The following is a 17,006-nucleotide window of genomic DNA, read 5'->3' as shown; positions in this document are numbered from 1 at the left end:
CGCGGGTGCCCACCAGGCCCACGTGCCCAGCAGCGCCATCGTGGCCGGGACCAGCAGTCCGCGCACGATCGTCGCGTCGACAAGGACCGCGATGACGAGGCCGACGCCGATCATCTTCATGAAGACGATCGAGGAGGCCATGAAGCCGCCGACGACCACGACCAGGAGCAGCGCCGCACTCGTGATGATCTTCGCGGTGCGCTGCACGCCGACCGCCACGGACTCGACGACGTCGCCGCCGGCGTCGTACTCCTCGCGCACCCGGGACAGCAGGAACACCTCGTAGTCCATGGCGAGCCCGAAGGCGATCGCGACGACCAGGACGGGGAAGTTCACGTCCACCGCGCCGATCGGGTCGAAGCCGAGCGGCCCGGACAGATGGCCGTCCTGGAAGATCCACTTGATCGCGCCGAACGCCGCGAGGAGCGAGAGCAGGTTCAGGACCACGGACTTGAGCGGCAGCAGCAGCGAGCCGAACGCCAGGAACAGGACCAGGAAGGACACCACGGCGACGAACAGCGCCATCCACGGCAGGCGTTCGCCGATCATGGCGACGATGTCGACACGGGAGGCCGGCATGCCGGTGACCAGGGTCTCGGCCCCGGCCGGCGGATCGACCGCGCGTACGTCGCCGACCAGGGTGCGCGCGGCGTCCGACATCGGGTCGGGCGTGTAGTGGAGGGTGACGCGGGCGTCGTGGCCCGCGACGTTCGTCGGGGACGCCGACGCCACTCCGTCGATCTTCGCCAGCTCGTCGGCGTACGCGGCGACCCGGGCGGGCTGCGCGGGACCGTCGAAGCGGACGACCGAGGTCATGATCCGGCCGGGGTCGGTCTCGAAGTCGGCGGCGAGCTGCCGGCTGACGACCTTCGCGTCGGCGTCCGAGGGCAGCACCCACTCGCCGGGGCGGGCCCAGTTCACGCCGAGCAGCGGTGCGCCGAGGCCGGCCAGGACGGCGACGATCGCGAGCGTGGAGACCAGCGGCTTGCGCATCACGGCGTGCGCGGTGCGGTACCAGCGGCCCTGCGTACCGGACTTGGGGGCGCGCCGGCCCGAACCGGGCAGCGGGATGCGCCACTTGTCGATGGCGTGGCCGGTGTAGCGCAGCAGCGCGGGCAGCAGGGTGAGGGCGCCGAGGACCGCGAAGGCGACGACGGCCACGGCCGCGTACCCCATGGAGGACAGGAAGCGGGACGGGAAGAGGAGCAGCCCGGCGAAGGAGATCGCGACGGCGACGCCGGAGAAGGCGACCGTGCGGCCCGCCGTGGCGGTGGCGCGCCGCACCGCCGTGTCGACGTCGGCGCCCGCGTGCAGTTCCTCGCGGAAGCGGTTCACCATGAACAGCGCGTAGTCGATGGCGAGTCCGAGGCCGAGGATCGTGATGACGTTGATGACGGTGCTGGAGATCTCCGTGAACATCGTCAGGACGCGCAGCACCACGAACGAGCCCAGTGCCACGAACGCGCCGACCGCCAGCGGCAGCAGTGCCGCGATCGCGCTGCGGAAGATCAGTACGAGGAGGAGCAGGAGGACCGGCACCGAGAGCAGTTCGGCGCGCGCGATGTCCGATCCGGTCAGCGCGTTGACCTGCTCGGTCATCGCGGTGACGCCGCCGTGGCGGACGTCGGTGCCCGGCGCCTCGAAGTCCTTCTCGATCCTGCCGAGCGCCTCGACCTGTTCCTGGTCGACGTCGCTGGTGAACTGCACGGTCGCGTAGGTCTTCGTGCCGTCCTTCGAGACGTACGCGCTCTTGTCCCGGGCGCCGGGGTGCCAGTACGAGTCGAGGCGTTCGATGCCGGCGCGCGGGACGCGGTCGAGGGCGGCGCGCACGGCGGGGGCGACGTCGTCGATCGTGGCGCCGTCCGCCGTCGCCTCGTAGACCACGATCAGGTCGTTCGACTCCCGGCCGAGCGGGCCCGCGAGGACCCGGTCCGCCCGGACGGACTCACTGGCCGGGTCGTCGAAGCCGGCGCCGCCGGTGAACGAGGCGAAGACGCGGGTGCCCCAGACGCCGGCGAAGAGGGTGAAGGCGACCGCCGCGACGACGACCCACTTGCGGCGCCGCGCGGTTAATTCTCCGAGTGCGGCAAACACATCATTCTCCTGAACTCGGTTCCGGTGTCGGGCTCTTGGCAGGAACTTACACTATCGATAGTGGAACTATCACTAGTGGTCGCGATGAGTGCCACGCGCCTGCCCGTTCCGGGTGGGTCGTCCTCAGGTGGTGCGTGCGGTCAGGCCGAGTGGCGGGAGGACACGTCCTCCTGGGCGATACGGCGCAGTGCCGACATCGCCGCGTCGCCCAGGACGGTGCCGAGGACGACGCCCTCCACCTTGCCGTCCGTGGACGGTGCGTCCGCGAGGGTGGCCAGTTCCGCGGCGGCCAACTCCCCTGCCGCCGTCGCGTACTTGTCGAGCAGGACCAGCAGGTCGCCGCGGTCCAGGTCCCGGTACGTCACCACGATCTGCACCAGCGACCGCCGGCCGGGGTTCTCCGGCTTCGCCGACCAGCCGTGGCGGGCGACCAGGTCGGCGACCTCCGCCTCCGCGCGCTCCCAGTCGGCCCGGTCGCCGTGCTCCGGGGCCGATCTGGTGACCGCGGACTGGGCTACGCCGAGTGCGCCGTGGACCGTGCGGTGCGGGGAGTCGACCTCGGCGAGGACCTCGCGGGCCGCGGCGATGGAGAGGCCGCCGACCTCCAGCATGGCGCGGATCAGTTTGAGGCGGCGTACGTGGGTGTCGTCGTAGGCGACCTGGTTCGGGCTGGTGCGTTCGCCGGCGGGGAGCAGGCCTTCGCGCGAGTAGTACTTGATGGTGGGTACCGGCACCCCGGTCCGCCGCGCCAGCTCTCCGATCCGCATCGCCCGAGAGTACCTGGCGTGGGGTTTCGGCCGGTTGTCGCGTGCGGGTCGGTGGGGGCCGGCCGCGCAGTTCCCCGCGCCCCTGAAAGCACGGCTGCTCGCCGTGGACAGCAGGCGTTTCCGCCGACTGCCGGCCGGTGGGACTTCTCGCGCAGTTCCCCGCGCCCCTGAGAGGCGCACTTCGTGCACCTCTCAGGCCGATGCCCTCTTGCGTGGAGTGGTCTTCTTGGCTGTGGTCGATGTCGACGTCGACTTCTTTGCCGACGTCGACTTCTTCTTCGACGCCGTTCCGGAGGAACTCTTCTTCGACGCCGTCGACTTGGCGGCGGACGCGCTCTTCTTCTTGGGGGCCGCCTTCTTCCGGGACCGCGACGACAGATGGGTCACCTCGGCCACGTCCTCCGCCGAACCGCCGGAGGCCCGCGCCTCCTTGGCCGCTCGTACGCTGCTCTCCAGCGCGGCCATGAGGTCGATCACCTTGCCGCCCTTGGCGGCCGGCGCCGCCGGAGTCTGCGCCTGCTCGCCGCCGGAGGTCTTCGCCGCGATCATCTCCTCCACCGCGGTCCGGTAGTCGTCGTGCAGCGAGTCCATGTCGACCTCGCCCAACGTGTCCATCAGGGCGTCCGCCAGGTCGAGTTCGGCGTCCCGCACCGTGACGTGGGTGTCGGGCGCGACGTCCTCGGGCGCCCGGATCTCGTCCGGCCACAGCAGCCCGTGCATCGCGATGGCGTCGTCGACGACCCGCAGCATGCCAAGACGTTCCCTGCCGCGCAGCGCGAACTTGGCGATGGCGACCTTCTTGCTGCGCTTCAGCGCCTCCCGCAGCAGCGTGTACGGCTTGGCCGCCGGCACGCCGTTCGCGGCGAGGTAGTACGCCGCGTCCATCTGGAGCGGGTCGATCCGGTCGGCCGGGACGAAGGCGACGATCTCGATCGTCTTGGCCGTGGGGATCGGCAGCTGCGCGAGGTCGTCCTCGGTGATCGGGATGATCGAGCCGTCGGCGTCCTCGTACCCCTTGCCGATCTCCGCGGCCGTGACCTCTTTCTCCTCCAGCTCGCACACCTTGCGGTAGCGGATCCGTCCGCCGTCCTCCAGGTGGATCTGGCGGAAGGAGATCGAGTGGTTCTCAGTGGCGTTGACCAGCTTGATCGGGATGCTGACCAGACCGAAGGAGATGGCGCCGTTCCATATGGAGCGCACGGTGTACCTCCCGTTTCGCCCTGCTTGGCTGGGAATTTCTCAGTATTGCCAGACTATTACCGTATGACGCCCATCACAGAAGTGGAGGGGCGGCGGCTCCCGCTCAGCAATCTGGAGAAGGTGCTCTACCCGGCCACCGGGTTCACCAAGGGCGAGCTGCTGCACTACTACGCGACCACGGCCGGCTCCCTGCTCGCGCACCTCTACAACCGTCCGGTCTCCTTCCTGCGCTTCCCCGACGGGCCCGCCGGACAGCGCTTCTTCGCCAAGAACGTGCCGCCCGGAACCCCCGCATGGGTGAAGACGGCCGAGGTTCCGCGTTCGGCGGGCGTCTCGCGGCAGATCCTCGTCCAGGACCTGGCGACGCTGATGTGGGCGGCGAACCTGGTCACGGAGTTCCACACCCCGCAGTGGCAGGCCGACGCCCCAGGGCAGGCGGACCGGCTGGTGTTCGACCTGGACCCCGGGGCCCCGGCCGACGTCGTGCAGTGCTGCGAGGTCGCCGTGTGGCTGCGCGAGCGGCTCGCCGCCGACGGTCTGCACAGCTACGCGAAGACCTCGGGCTCGAAGGGCCTGCACCTCCTCGTCCCGCTCACCCCGACCCCGTCCCCGCAGGTCAGCGCCTACGCGAAGGCCCTCGCCCAGGAGGCCGAGGCCGAACTGCCCCGCCTCGTCGTGCACCGCATGACGCGCAGCCTGCGGCCGGGAAAGGTGTTCGTGGACCACAGCCAGAACTCCGCCGCGAAGACGACGGCCGCCCCCTACACCCTGCGGGCCCGCCCCGAACCGACCGTGTCGACGCCGGTGACCTGGGAGGAGGTCGAGTCCTGCGCCCACGCGGACGACCTGGTGTTCCTGGCGGACGACATCGCCCCGCGGCTGCTGCGGTACGGGGATCTGCTCGGCCCGCTGATCAACCTCAACCGGGCCGGGCGGCTGCCGTCATGAGCGACGTCCTGAGACCGCCGGTCGACGTCGCCCTCGCCGAGTCCGTGGACGCGCTGCCCCGGGACGACACGGGTGGGGCGTGGGCGTACGAGCCCAAGTTCGACGGGCACCGGATGGTCGTCCTGCGCACGGCCGACGGCGTCGTGCTGCAGGCCCGCTCGGGGCGCCTGGTCGCCCGGGCCTTCCCCGACCTCGTCGCGGCGGCCGAGGCGCTGCCCGCCGGCACCGTGCTCGACGGCGAGGTCGTCGTCTGGCACGACGCGCGCACGGACTTCGCGGCGGTGCAGCGCCGGGCGGCCGCGGCGTCGACGGCCCGGGCCCGGGTGCTGGCCCGGGAGCTGCCCGCCTCGTACGCGGCCTTCGACCTGCTGGCCGAGGGCGGCACGGACCTGCGCCGCCGCCCGTACACGGAGCGCCGCGCCGGTCTGGTCCGCCTCCTCGCCCCGCTGGGCCCGCCGCTCCAGCCCGTCCCGTCGACGACCGACCGGGCGACGGCCCTGACCTGGTACGAGACGCTGCCCGCGAGCGGGATCGAGGGCCTGGTGGCCAAGCGTCTCGACGGCACCTACCTCGGCGGCCGCCGCACCTGGCTGAAACTCCGCCACAGCGACACCCGCGACGCCCTGGTGATCGGCTTCACGGGCCCGCCGACGGCGCCCCGCGCGCTGGTCGTCACGCTGCCCGGCGACGGCTCCCCGATCCTGACGACTCCCCTGCCGTCGGCCCTGCGCACGGAAGCGGGCCGCCTCCTGCCCCCGCCGACCGGCGAGGAGGCCGTGGTCACGGCGGTGGGCGTGGGCGAGGTCCCGTATCAACTCCTGCCGCAAGAGGGCGAGTTGAACCTGGAGATCCGCCAGCGCACCACCCGCCACGGCGCCTTCTCCGCCGAGCCGGTCCGCTTCCGGTGAGCGCAGGCCCGCCCGAAGGGCCCGATCCGGCGCGCCCCGGCCACACGCCCCGCAGGGCCCGGTCCACGGCGCGCCCCGGCTACACGCGCACCCACGCCCCCCGGTCCCGGGCCATCGCGTGGAGCGCCTCCACGTCCGCCGGCTTCAACAGCCCGCCCATCCGGGCCAGACCGGACACCTCGGTGTCGGTGAGCAGCCGGACGTCCCGCGGCGGCCCCGGCACGTCGACCGAGGACGGCTCCACCAGTACGAGCCCGGCCCGCACCTCGGCGGTGAGCGCGAACGAGGCCCGGGACGCGTCCGCCCGCACCCGCCGCAGCAGCGCGTCCGGTTCGCCCCGCCCCAGCGTGACCATGGGGTCGCTGACCCGGACCCGCTGCTTGCGGGCGGGCAGCACGTGCAGGGCGAAGAGGCCGCCGGGGCCGATCAGCAGGTGGTGGATGTGCGCCCCGCCGGGCAGCGGTACCGAGTGCAGCACCCGCCATCCCGCCGCTTCGAGCCCGTCGAGCACCTCCCCGGTCTGCTGCTGCGCGGCGAGCGCCCGGCGCCGCGGATCGCTGCGCAGCCTGCGCTGCGGCGCCGGATCCCGGTCGAGGGAGATCACCAGCGCCTCGCCCGGCCGGTTCGGCGCGAGGTCGTCGTCCGGGTGGAGGCTGAGCCGGGCGAGCTCGGCCGGGGTGGGCACCGGCGGCGGCCCGACGGCGACCTGCCCCGCGATGAACGGGCGGAGGACGGCGAGGACGTCCTCCCTGCTCGATTCGCTGAGCAGGTTGACCCGGCCCGCATCCCGGTCGTACCAGGCGACGTTCCTGCCGTCGTCGCCGTAGACGTAGAGCCGCTCCTGGCCGTGCCGCCAGGTCGGTATGACGCGCAGTCCGCTCATGCCCCATCACCCCATGACCATGGGAGCAGGATGCCCGCCGCAGGGCAAGAAGCCCGCAAGCCCGGCATGACGTCCGTAACCGCCCGGTCCTGCGGCCTTCACCGCATCGGGCGGAGAGCGTGGGCCTGCTGTTACACAGCTGCCGAATTGTCGTGATGGCGAACTTTTACCGTTCATGAGGTCGAACCGGACACCACCGTGTCCCCCAGAGCCGGACGGAGAGACCTTCATGCGCCCCGCCTTCCTCCGCAGCGCCGTCGTCACCGCCGTCCTCGGCGGCGCCCTGCTGGTGCCCGCCGGCGCGTTCGCCGAGGCCCGGGTGCCGCAGCACGCCACATCAACGGCGACGACCGCGCCCGCCGAGATGTCCGTGCCGCGTCCGCCCGAGGCCCAGGCCCCGGACGACCCGTCGGCCAATCCGTACTTCCTGCTGGCGGGCGGCGGCATGGCCGCGGCCGGGATCGCGGGGCTGGCCTACTCCACGGTCCGCCGCGGCCGCGCCGACGGCTGAGCCACCCCAGCACCCCACTCCCCGGAGCCGCACCGTGCAGACCCCCGCCCGTATCGCCGCCACCGCCGTCCTCGCGGCCTCCCTCGCCGCCGGGGTCACGGCCTGCGGTCAGGGCGGTGCGGGTGGCGCCGCCCCCGCGCCCGACGTCTCCGTGCGCGGCACCACCGCCCCCGCCACCCCGCGGGGCGCGCCCGCCGCCATGGACCGGTCGGCGCCCACCGGGCTGCGGATCCCGGCCGCGGGGGTCGACGCGCACGCCATGCTGCGGCTCGGCCTGGACGCCGACCACGAGCTGGAGGTGCCGCCGGTCGGCAGGGCGGAGCAGCCGGGGTGGTGGACGGGCAGTCCGACGCCGGGGCAGCAGGGCGCCGCGGTGCTCGTCGCGCACTACGACACGGCGCGCGGGCCCGCGCTGCTGCGGAACATCGCGAAGGTGCGGGCGGGTGACCGGATCGAGGTGCCGCGCGCCGACGGCAGCACGGCGGCGTTCGAGGTGCGCGAGATCCAGCAGGTTAATAAAAAGGACTTCCCCACCAATAAGGTGTACGCAGCGACCGACCGCCCCACCCTGCGCCTGATCACCTGCGGTGGTCCCATCGTGGACGGTCACCGCAGCGACAACATCGTTCTCTTCGCCGACCTCGTCGGGGACTGATCCGGTCCGGGCGAGCGGCCCGGCAGGCAGGAGTGCAGTGACGCCCAGGCGCCTCGGCCCGCTGGCCGCGACGGCCCTCGCCGTGCCCGCCGCCGCCCTGCTCCTGTCGGGCTGCGGGGACGCGGGCGGCCTGGAGGCCGCGGGCGCGACCCCGACGGCGGTGGGCCCGCGCCACCTGTGGCCCTCGCTCGCCCCCGCCTCCGCGCCCGCCGACGACTACGGCGCGGGCGAGACCGAGCTGGTCAAGGGCGTCACGGTGCCGCACGGGAACCTGCGCGAGGTCAGCCCGGTCGCGGTGGTGCGCGCCCAGGTCGCGGCCGGTGACCCGGACCTGTCCAAGGAGTCGGCGAAGAATCTCGACGCCTGCGGCGACCCGGGTCCGAAGAAGGCCGACTGCCCGGTCCAGCACGGGTACTACGCGGATCTGACCGGGGACGGCAAGGAGGACCTGGTCGTCGCGATCCGCGAGCCCAAGAGCCTCCTCGTGGTCCGCGTCTACATGTACACGGACCGGCAGCTCATCCAGATCATGGACGACGAGGACGCCGTCATCAGCGTCCAGCTGGCCGGGCGCAGCATCGTGGTGCGCGCGGTGGCGGACCTGCCCGGGTACGAGTACCGGACGTCGTGGTCGTACGACGCCCATCAGCGGGCGATGCTGCCGACGCGCGACGAGATCGTGCGCACCGGACCGCCGAAGACTCCCCCGGCCGAGACCCCTGCTCCGGAGTCGCCCTCGCCGGCCCCGTCCGCGTCACCGTCCGCGTCGCCGTCCGTGTCACCGCCCGCCGCGCCCTCCCCGAGCACCTCGTGACGGGCCGGCTGCGGCTGCCCGCCTGGACCGCTTCGCTGACCTGGAAGGCGGCGGCGTTCATCACGGTGATGTGCTGTGCGCTCGCCGCGCTGCTCGGCATCCTCGTGCACGTCTCGGTCACCAACCAGACGGTGCGCGAGGCGCGGGAGCGGGCGCTGTCCCGGCTCGACGAGGCGACCACGGCGTTCGAGGCGGGCGGGCGGCTCGGGCCGGGGGCCGGGGTGGATCCGCCGGGTCTGCCGGAGTCGCTGCGCGCGCTCGCCGTGGACGGGCAGCGCGGCACGATGGTCGGCAGCGGCCACGACGCGCGCCCCACGATGTGGGCGGCGGGCCCGGCGGCGGGCGGCACCGCGCTGGCGGTGCAGATCGACTACGGGCAGGGCGCCCGCACCATCGACGGCCTGGACAACGCGATCCTCGGCTCCTCCGTCCTGGCGATCGGGGCGACGCTCCTGGTGGGCGCGTTCGCGGTGACCCGGGTGACGCGGCGGCTGCACACGACGGCGCGGGTCGCGCGCAAGATCAGCGCCGGTGACCTGGACGCGCGGGTGAACGATCCGCGGACCAGAACCACCGGGACCGCCGGGGACGCCGCCCGCCACCAGGACGAGGTCGCGGCGGTCGCCGGGGCCCTCGACAGCATGGCGTCCTCGCTGCAGGCCCGGATCCTCACCGAGCAGCGCTTCACGGCCGACGTCGCGCACGAGCTGCGCACCCCGCTGACCGGGCTGCACGCCGCGGCGGAGCTGCTGCCGCCGGGCCGCCCCACGGAGCTGGTCCGCGACCGGGTCGCCGCGCTGCGCACGCTCACCGAGGACCTCCTGGAGATCTCCCGGCTGGACGCGCGCAGCGAGCGCGTGGACCTGGACGCGACGTGGCTCGGCCCGGTGGCGGAGCGGGTGGTGCGCGCGTCCGCCACCGACACCGAGGTCGTCGTCGTCCGGGACGTGTGCGTGGTGACCGACCGGCGCCGGCTGGAGCGCGTCCTCGGCAATCTCGTGGCCAACGCCCACCGGCACGGCGGCGCCCCGGTCACCCTCGCGGTGAACGGGCCGGTGATCACGGTCAGGGACCACGGCGAGGGCTACCCGGACTATCTGGTGGAGCACGGCCCGCAGCGGTTCCGCACCGAGGGCGGGGCGCGCGGCCACGGCCTGGGCCTGACCATCGCGCTCGGCCAGGCCGAAGTCCTGGGCGCGCGGCTGCGGTTCACGAACGCGCCGGACGGCGGCGCGGTGGCCACGCTGACGCTGCCGTACGACGAGCCCGTCACCTGGCCCGGCTAGGCGGACCGGGCCGGTCCGGGCCAGTCCGGGGTCACCCTGGCGGCGTCCGCCGCCGTGCGCATCCCCCGCGCGGCGCATTAGGTGGGAGGCACGGCCCGTGCACACGCGGCCGGCCCCGTCACTGCGCCCCAGGAGGCTCCATGAGCGCCCGCACCCGCACCGCCCGCCTCGGCATAGCCGTCGCCGCCGTCGCCGCCCTCGTCGCCACCGCGTCCCCCGCCCTCGCGGCCGACAGCACGACCGGCACGACCGGCGCCACCGACGCGAACAATCACCCGCCGGTCTACTGGGGGCGGGTCACCGCCAAGTCCGGTCTGCTGCTGCGCGACGCGCCCACCCGTGGCAGCCGCGTCATCCGCACCGAGCCGTACAACGCGAAGGTCCCGATCTTCTGCAAGACGGGCGGCGACGACGTCGGCGGCAACCACCTCTGGTACCTGCTGACCGACGGCACCTGGGCCTGGGGCTCGGCGAAGTACATCGCGAACATCGGCGCGGCACCCCGCTGGTGCTGACATATCTGGATATCACCAGCGAACTTGCTACGTTCCCGGCATGACCGGATCAACGGGATCACCGGGAACGACGGCCCGCTCCTCGGTGCCCGCCGTGCGCGTCCCCAGACGCCGGGGCACCGAACTCGCCCTGATCGTCCTGGCCGTGCTGCTCAGCGTCTACGGCTACTGCGACGTGGGGCTCGCCAAGAACGGGAACGTTCCGCCCGGCGCCGCCGGTTACGGCGCCGGGCTCGGTGTGCTCGCGCTGCTCGCGCACGTCGCGGTCCGCTTCCGCGCCCCGTACGCGGATCCGCTGCTGCTGCCGATCGCCGTGCTCCTCAACGGCCTGGGCCTGGTCCTGATCTACCGCCTCGACCTGGAGACCCCCAGTGACGAGGCGGCGCCCACCCAGTTGATCTGGTCGACGCTGGGCGTGGGCCTGTTCATCGCGTTCGTGGTGTTCCTGCGCGACCACCGGGTACTGCAGCGCTACGCGTACCTCTCCGTCGTCGCGGCGCTGATCCTGATGATCCTGCCGATCTTCTTCCCCGCCGTGAACGGCGCCCGGATCTGGATCCGCATCGGCAACTTCTCCATCCAGCCCGGCGAGTTCGCCAAGATCCTCCTCGCGATCTTCTTCGCCACCTATCTCGCGGCGAACCGCAACGCGCTCACGTACACGGGCAAGAAGTTCTGGAAGCTCCAGCTGCCCACGATGCGGGTGTTCGCGCCGATCCTCGCGATCTGGCTGATCAGCGTCGGTGTGCTCGTCCTGGAGACCGATCTCGGTACGTCGCTGCTCTTCTTCGGGCTCTTCATCGTGATGCTGTACGTGGCCACGGGGCGCGGCAGCTGGATCGCGATCGGGCTGGTGCTGGCCGCGGCGGGCGCCTTCGTCGTCGCCTCCTTCGAACCGCACGTGCACAGCCGCGTCGAGGACTGGCTGCACCCCTTCGCCTCCATCGACGCGGGCGACGGTCCCGGCCAACTCGCCCAGTCCCTCTTCGCGTTCGCGGCGGGCGGGATGCTCGGCACCGGGCTCGGGCTCGGCCACTCGATCCTCATCGGGTTCGCCGCGAAGTCCGACTTCATCCTGGCGACGGCCGGCGAGGAACTGGGTCTGGTCGGGCTCACCGCGATCTTCCTGCTGTACGCGCTGCTCGTGGAGCGCGGCTACCGGGCAGGGCTCGCGCTGCGCGACCCGTTCGGGCGGCTGCTCTCCATCGGTCTCGCCTCGATCGTCGCGCTGCAGGTGTTCGTCATCGCGGGCGGCGTGATGGGGCTGATCCCGCTGACCGGCATGGCGATGCCGTTCCTCGCGCAGGGCGGTTCGTCCCTCGTCACCAACTGGATCATCGTCGCCATTCTCGTCCGCGTCAGTGACCGGGCCCGCGGCTCGCTGCTGCCCGAGGGCGCCCCGGAGGCCGTCACGTGACCAAGTACATCCGCCGCGCCTCGGCGTTCTGTCTGATCCTGCTGGTCGCGCTGTTGGTCAACGCGGCCCGTGTGCAGGTCTTCCAGGCCGGATCGCTCGACGACAACTCGGCCAACCGCCGCTCCACGATCCAGCGCTACGACCAGCCGCGCGGGAACATCCTCGTCAACGGCAAGCCGATCACCGGCTCGAAGGACAGCGGGCAGGCGCTGCGCTACGAGCGGACGTACAAGAACGGCCCGCTCTACTCCCCCGTCACCGGGTACGCCTCGCAGACGTACGGCACGACGTTCGTGGAGAGCGCCGAGGACGACATCCTCGCCGGCACCGACCCGATGCTCTCCCCGATCCCCTTCTGGAACGAGATCTCCCGCACCCAGGAGCCCGGCGGCCACGTCGGGACGACCGTCAACGCGGCCGCGCAGCAGGCCGCGTACGCGGGGCTCGGCGGCAAGAAGGGCGCGGTCGCGGCGATCGACCCGTCGACCGGGAAGATCCTCGCGCTGGTGTCGACGCCGTCGTACGACCCCGGGGACATCGCCGGCACCGGCAGCGCCACCACCGACGCGTGGGCCCGCCTCAACGCCTCCTCGGACCAGCCGATGCTGAACCGGGCGATCCGCCAGACGTATCCGCCCGGTTCGACGTTCAAGGTGGTCACGGCGGCCGCGGTGCTGGAGAACGACGTCGTCAACGGCATCAGCACGCCGACGGACACCCCGTCCCCGTACACCCTGCCCGGGACGACGACGGTGCTGCGCAACGAGTCCGCGTCCGCCGCCTGCGAGGACGCCACCCTGGAGTACGCGCTCCAGGTCTCCTGCAACACCGTGTTCGCCAACCTCGGGGTGAAGGTGGGGCTCGCCGATATGGTGAAGACGTCGGAGAACTTCGGCTTCAACGACAGCGGCGTCAGGGTCCCGATGACCGCCGCGCGCTCCAACTTCGACACGGACATGAACCAGTCGCAGCTGGCGCTCTCCTCCATCGGCCAGTTCAACACCGCGGCGACGCCGCTGCAGATGGCGATGGTCGCGGCGGCCGTCGCCAACGGCGGGACGCTGATGTCGCCGTACCTGGTCGACAGGACGACGACCAGCGACGGGACCACCGTCTCGACGACCGGGAGCAGGACCTACAAGCAGGCCATGTCCCCGTACACGGCGACCCAGTTGCAGCAGATGATGGTGAACGTCGTGGAGAAGGGCACGGGCACCAACGCCCGGATCTCCGGCGCGACCGTCGGCGGCAAGACGGGCACCGCGCAGAACGGCGTGAACAACGAGGGCGTCCCGTACGCCTGGTTCATCTCCTACGCCCAGGCCGACGACGCCTCCCAGCCGCAGGTCGCGGTGGCCGTGGTGGTGGAGGACGCGGCGGCGGACCGGGCCGACATCAGCGGCGGCGGCAGCGCGGCGCCGATCGCCCGCGCGGTGATGGAGGCCGTGCTGAACTCGGCCGAGCACTGAGTGGTCCCCGTAGCGGGGAACGGAATGGCCCTGGTACGGGCCGGCCGTGGCCCCTACGGTCCCGATCATGACGACGCACGAGCTCGCGCAAGTGAACATCGGCCGCCTCAGGGCCCCGCTCGACGCCCCCGGGATGAAGGACTTCACGAACAACCTGGAGCCGGTGAACGCGGTCGCCGACGCGGCGGACGGGTTCGTCTGGCGGCTGCAGGACGACACCGGTGACGCCACGGACTTCCGGATCTACGGCGACGAGTGGCTGCTGGTGAACATGTCGGTGTGGCGCGACACGAACGCGCTGACGGCCTTCATGTACCAGGGCACGCACCGTGAACTCCTCGCCCGCAGGCGGGAGTTCTTCGATCGGATCAGCGAGGCGGTCACCGCGCTGTGGTGGGTGCCCGCCGGGCACCGGCCGACGATCAAGGAGGCCGAGGAGCGGCTCACGCTGCTGCGCGAGAACGGTCCGACCGAGCGTGCCTTCACGCTCGGGAGGTCGTTCAGCCCACCGGCTTCCTGATCTCCTCCCGGACCGCGGCCGTCTTCTCGGCGAAGGCCGCCAGGTCCACGTCCTGCGGGTCCTTGGTGGCGATGGCCGGGGTGACCTCGGCGACGGAGGCGCCGGTGTTGTCGTCGACCCAGGCGCACACAGGCATGGTCATCTTCGTGCCCGCGGTGGTCTGCGTGACGACCTCGCAGGTGATGGTGGCGTCGGTGCCCGAGGGGTGGAAGTCCTTGGGCTCGACGGCGACCTGGGCGTTGTCCGCCTTGCCCGCGCCGTCCATCATGTTGTCGCGCGCCTCGTCGGTGTTCTTGAAGCGGCCGTACATGCCGGAGACGACGAGCACGCCCTTGTTCTGGTCGCCGCCCTGCGCGTACTGCCCGATGACCGCGGTGGTGTCCTTGGCGTCCCAGGAGCCGTCGGCCTCCTCCTCCAGCTCCCGCCCCTTCTCGTCGGACAGGTCGGAGGCCAGCTCGTACTCGCCGTCGGACACCGTCTTCGGCAGCGTCAGCTTGTACTCGGCGTCGGGAAAGCCGCCCTCGGCCTGGAACCCGATGAACGCGAGGGCGCCGAGCCCGACGACGACCACGCCCACGACGCCGGCGACGATCCCGATGATCAGCCCGGTCTTCTTCTTGGGCGGCGGCGGGGCGCCCCAGGGTGCGGGGTACTGGCCGCCCGGCTGCTGCGGGAAGCCCGGGTAGGCCGCCGGCGGCTGCTGACCGTACGGCTGTTGCCCGTAGGGCTGCTGGCCGTAGGGACTCGGCTGCTGCCCGTACGGCTGCTGCGGCTGCGGGCCGTACGGGTTCGGCTGCTGGGGCTGGGGCGGCGGTGGCGTGGACACGCCCGGAACGCTACTGCATGGCGCCGCCCGACCGGATCGCCGCGTCCACCTCCGCGACCCGCTCCTGCTCCTCCGCCGCGAACCGCTCGGCGTCCAGCTTCTCGGCGATCTCCTCGTCCTGGGCCATCAGCAGATCGAGGTTCGAGTCGCCCATCTCGAAGACGCCCATGTCGACGTACGCCTGTTGCAGGCGCTTGCCCCACAGGCCGATGTCCTTGACGCAGGGCACGATCCGGGAGAACAGCAACTGCCGGAACAGGGCGAGGAATTCGGACTGCTCGCTGTACTCCTCGGCCTGCGCCTTGGGGATGCCGAAGTTCTCCAGGACCTCGACGCCGCGCAGCCGGTCGCGCATCAGGTAGCAGCCCTCGATGACGAACTCCTCGCGCTCGCGCAGTTCGGCGTCGGTGAGCTGCTTGTAGTAGTCGCGCAGCGCCATCCGCCCGAAGGCGACGTGGCGGGCCTCGTCCTGCATCACGTAGGCGAGGATCTGCTTGGGCAGCGGCTTGTCGGTGGTGTCGCGGATCATGCCGAACGCCGCCAGCGCCAGTCCCTCGATGAGGACCTGCATGCCCAGGTAGGGCATGTCCCAGCGGGAGTCGCGCAGGGTGTCGCCGAGCAGCGACTGGAGGTTGTCGTTGATCGGGTACAGCATCCCGATCTTCTCGTGGAGGAAGCGGCCGTAGATCTCCGCGTGCCGCGCCTCGTCCATGGTCTGGGTGGCCGAGTAGAACTTGGCGTCGAGGTCGGGCACGGACTCGACGATGCGGGCCGCGCACACCATCGCGCCCTGCTCGCCGTGCAGGAACTGGCTGAACTGCCAGGAGGCGTAGTGCTTGCGCAGCTCGCCCTTGTCCTTGTCGGTCATCTTCGCCCAGTGGGGCGTGCCGTACAGGGACATCGATTCGTCGGGGGTGCCGAGGGGGTCGTACGGATCGACTTCCAGGTCCCAGTCGATGCGCTTTGCGCCGTCCCACTGCTTGTCCTTGCCCTTCTGGTAGAGGGCGAGCAGGCGGTCGCGTCCGTCGTCGTATTCCCAGCTGAGGCGGGCCGAACTGGCCGACGGTACCTGCCAGTTGAGTCCATCCGCGGGGCTGGTGTACAGCTCGTGCGTCGACATGAGGGCAGGCTCACACGGCGGTAGACGCGGGGTCAACAAGTGGCGCGCAAGGGATTGACGGCCTTGCTGACGCGCAGTCTCATAAGTGATGACCGCCGGTAACCCTCACGGAAGCGGGACGTGCCATGACGACCATGACGGAAGCCGACGCGGTCGAAGGGCTGCGGGACGCGCTCGGTCTCCTCAAGGACCGGGAGCAGGTGGCCGAGCGGCTGCTCGACTCCTCCGCCAAGCACTCCTTCGACCCGGACAAGGAGCTGGACTGGGCGGCTCCGTTCGAGGACGGCAAGTGGTTCTGGCCGCCGGAGCTGGTGTCGCTGTACGGCACCCCGATGTGGCAGCGGATGAGCGAGGAGCAGCGGATCGACCTGTCCCGGCACGAGGCGGCCGCGCTCGCCTCGCTCGGCATCTGGTTCGAGCTGATCCTGATGCAGCTGCTCGTCCGGCACGTCTACGACAAGGCGGCGACGAGCGCGCACGTGCGGTACGCCCTCACGGAGATCGAGGACGAGTGCCGGCACTCGAAGATGTTCGCGCGGCTCATCACGCGCGGCGAGACCCCGCACTACCCGGTGGCGCGCGTCCACCACAACCTCGGCCGGCTCTTCAAGACGATCTCCACGACGCCGGGTTCGTTCACGGCGACGCTGCTCGGCGAGGAGATCCTCGACTGGATGCAGCGGCTGACCTTCCCGGACGAGCGGGTCCAGCCCCTGGTCAGGGGCGTCACCCGCATCCACGTCGTCGAGGAGGCGCGCCACGTCCGGTACGCCCGCGAGGAGTTGCGCCGCCAGATGGTGACGGCGCCGCGCTGGTCGCAGGAGTTCACCCGGCTCACCTCCGGCGAGTTCGCCCGCGTCTTCTCGGTGGCCTTCATCAACCCCGAGGTCTACACGAACGTCGGCCTCGACCAGCGGACGGCCGTGGCCCAGGTCAAGGCGAGCGCCCACCGCACGGAGATCATGCAGACCGGTGCGAAGCGGCTCACGGACTTCCTGGACGACATCGGCGTCCTGCGCGGCGTGGGCCGCCGGATGTGGCGGTCGTCGGGACTGCTGGCCTGACGCCGTCGG

General features: G+C 71.8%; 17 protein-coding genes. 11 read left to right on the top strand and 6 right to left on the bottom strand.

The features are described from left to right. The 3 genes from M4J07_RS14630 to ku all read right to left on the bottom strand — a co-directional run. Nucleotides 1–2,094, bottom strand: a 2,094-nt coding sequence (locus M4J07_RS14630; RefSeq protein ID WP_255971833.1) for an MMPL family transporter, incomplete at its 3' end; no start/stop codon positions are given. A gap of 140 nt (nt 2,095–2,234) precedes the next feature. After that, nucleotides 2,235–2,861 carry a MerR family transcriptional regulator gene (locus tag M4J07_RS14625; protein WP_255971831.1) on the bottom strand — a complete coding sequence of 209 codons (627 nt, stop codon included), beginning with the start codon at nt 2,859–2,861 and terminating at the stop codon, nt 2,235–2,237. A gap of 192 nt (nt 2,862–3,053) precedes the next feature. Then, nucleotides 3,054–4,061 carry a non-homologous end joining protein Ku gene (gene ku / locus M4J07_RS14620; RefSeq protein ID WP_255971829.1) on the bottom strand — a complete coding sequence of 336 codons (1,008 nt, stop codon included), beginning with the start codon at nt 4,059–4,061 and terminating at the stop codon, nt 3,054–3,056. Nucleotides 4,062–4,124: 63 nt separating this feature from the next. Between ku and ligD the strand changes: the two genes are divergently transcribed. Next, entirely contained in the window at nt 4,125–5,009 is an 885-nt protein-coding gene (gene ligD / locus M4J07_RS14615) for a non-homologous end-joining DNA ligase (protein ID WP_255971828.1), read from the top strand. Beyond that, entirely contained in the window at nt 5,006–5,917 is a 912-nt protein-coding gene (locus tag M4J07_RS14610) for an ATP-dependent DNA ligase (protein ID WP_255971826.1), read from the top strand. The genes ligD and M4J07_RS14610 overlap by 4 nt, the downstream gene beginning before the upstream one ends. 79 nt (nt 5,918–5,996) lie before the next feature. On the opposite strand, the gene M4J07_RS14605 is transcribed toward M4J07_RS14610, so the two are convergent. Next, nucleotides 5,997–6,800 (bottom strand): nuclease-related domain-containing protein, encoded by an 804-nt coding sequence (locus M4J07_RS14605; RefSeq protein WP_255971824.1) that lies wholly within the window; start codon nt 6,798–6,800, stop codon nt 5,997–5,999. Between the two features lie 229 nt (nt 6,801–7,029). On the opposite strand from M4J07_RS14605, the gene M4J07_RS14600 reads away from it, so the two are divergent. The 8 genes from M4J07_RS14600 to M4J07_RS14565 all read left to right on the top strand — a co-directional run bounded on the left by M4J07_RS14600 (nt 7,030) and on the right by M4J07_RS14565 (nt 13,987). Then, entirely contained in the window at nt 7,030–7,311 is a 282-nt protein-coding gene (locus M4J07_RS14600) for a hypothetical protein (RefSeq protein WP_255971822.1), read from the top strand. A 34-nt stretch (nt 7,312–7,345) separates the two neighbouring features. Further along, nucleotides 7,346–7,966, top strand: a complete 621-nt coding sequence (locus M4J07_RS14595) for a class F sortase (protein ID WP_255971820.1) — start codon at nt 7,346–7,348, stop codon at nt 7,964–7,966. A 37-nt stretch (nt 7,967–8,003) separates the two neighbouring features. After that, nucleotides 8,004–8,780 carry a hypothetical protein gene (locus M4J07_RS14590; RefSeq protein WP_255971818.1) on the top strand — a complete coding sequence of 259 codons (777 nt, stop codon included), beginning with the start codon at nt 8,004–8,006 and terminating at the stop codon, nt 8,778–8,780. An 8-nt stretch (nt 8,781–8,788) separates the two neighbouring features. Beyond that, complete coding sequence (locus M4J07_RS14585) at nt 8,789–10,066, top strand: ATP-binding protein (RefSeq protein WP_305127714.1); 1,278 nt, start codon at nt 8,789–8,791, stop codon at nt 10,064–10,066. A 140-nt stretch (nt 10,067–10,206) separates the two neighbouring features. After that, nucleotides 10,207–10,581, top strand: coding sequence for an SH3 domain-containing protein (locus M4J07_RS14580; protein WP_255971814.1), 375 nt, complete (start codon nt 10,207–10,209; stop codon nt 10,579–10,581). A 40-nt stretch (nt 10,582–10,621) separates the two neighbouring features. Next, nucleotides 10,622–11,998 carry an FtsW/RodA/SpoVE family cell cycle protein gene (locus M4J07_RS14575; RefSeq protein ID WP_255971812.1) on the top strand — a complete coding sequence of 459 codons (1,377 nt, stop codon included), beginning with the start codon at nt 10,622–10,624 and terminating at the stop codon, nt 11,996–11,998. Continuing rightward, on the top strand, nt 11,995–13,467 hold the full coding sequence (locus M4J07_RS14570; RefSeq protein WP_255971811.1) for a penicillin-binding transpeptidase domain-containing protein: 1,473 nt from the start codon (nt 11,995–11,997) through the stop codon (nt 13,465–13,467). Before M4J07_RS14575 ends, M4J07_RS14570 begins: the two co-directional genes overlap by 4 nt. A 67-nt stretch (nt 13,468–13,534) precedes the next feature. After that, entirely contained in the window at nt 13,535–13,987 is a 453-nt protein-coding gene (locus tag M4J07_RS14565) for a DUF3291 domain-containing protein (RefSeq protein ID WP_255971809.1), read from the top strand. Here the strand turns inward: M4J07_RS14565 and M4J07_RS14560 are convergent. Continuing rightward, entirely contained in the window at nt 13,968–14,813 is an 846-nt protein-coding gene (locus M4J07_RS14560; protein ID WP_255971807.1) for a hypothetical protein, read from the bottom strand. The genes M4J07_RS14565 and M4J07_RS14560 overlap by 20 nt on opposite strands. A gap of 10 nt (nt 14,814–14,823) precedes the next feature. Further along, nucleotides 14,824–15,933, bottom strand: a complete 1,110-nt coding sequence (locus M4J07_RS14555; protein ID WP_255971805.1) for a ferritin-like domain-containing protein — start codon at nt 15,931–15,933, stop codon at nt 14,824–14,826. A 125-nt stretch (nt 15,934–16,058) separates the two neighbouring features. Here M4J07_RS14555 and M4J07_RS14550 point away from each other — a divergent pair, with 125 nt between their 5' ends. Continuing rightward, a complete protein-coding gene (locus tag M4J07_RS14550; protein WP_255971803.1) occupies nt 16,059–16,997 on the top strand; it encodes an AurF N-oxygenase family protein in 939 nt (312 codons plus the stop codon). Nucleotides 16,998–17,006: the final 9 nt, after the last annotated feature.

The organism is Streptomyces longispororuber (assembly GCF_024448165.1).
GTDB lineage: Bacteria > Actinomycetota > Actinomycetes > Streptomycetales > Streptomycetaceae > Streptomyces > Streptomyces longispororuber_A.
Note: the sequence above shows the minus strand (reverse complement) of the source record. Positions and strands in the feature narration are given on the sequence as shown.

Coding starts and splice junctions, on each gene's coding strand:
- M4J07_RS14625 (WP_255971831.1), bottom strand. CDS start 2,861: ATGCGGATCGGAGAGCTGGCGCGGCGGACCGGGGTGCCGGTACCCACC.
- ligD (WP_255971828.1), top strand. CDS start 4,125: ATGACGCCCATCACAGAAGTGGAGGGGCGGCGGCTCCCGCTCAGCAAT.
- M4J07_RS14610 (WP_255971826.1), top strand. CDS start 5,006: ATGAGCGACGTCCTGAGACCGCCGGTCGACGTCGCCCTCGCCGAGTCC.
- M4J07_RS14605 (WP_255971824.1), bottom strand. CDS start 6,800: ATGAGCGGACTGCGCGTCATACCGACCTGGCGGCACGGCCAGGAGCGG.
- M4J07_RS14600 (WP_255971822.1), top strand. CDS start 7,030: ATGCGCCCCGCCTTCCTCCGCAGCGCCGTCGTCACCGCCGTCCTCGGC.
- M4J07_RS14580 (WP_255971814.1), top strand. CDS start 10,207: ATGAGCGCCCGCACCCGCACCGCCCGCCTCGGCATAGCCGTCGCCGCC.
- M4J07_RS14575 (WP_255971812.1), top strand. CDS start 10,622: ATGACCGGATCAACGGGATCACCGGGAACGACGGCCCGCTCCTCGGTG.
- M4J07_RS14565 (WP_255971809.1), top strand. CDS start 13,535: ATGACGACGCACGAGCTCGCGCAAGTGAACATCGGCCGCCTCAGGGCC.
- M4J07_RS14555 (WP_255971805.1), bottom strand. CDS start 15,933: ATGTCGACGCACGAGCTGTACACCAGCCCCGCGGATGGACTCAACTGG.
- M4J07_RS14550 (WP_255971803.1), top strand. CDS start 16,059: ATGACGACCATGACGGAAGCCGACGCGGTCGAAGGGCTGCGGGACGCG.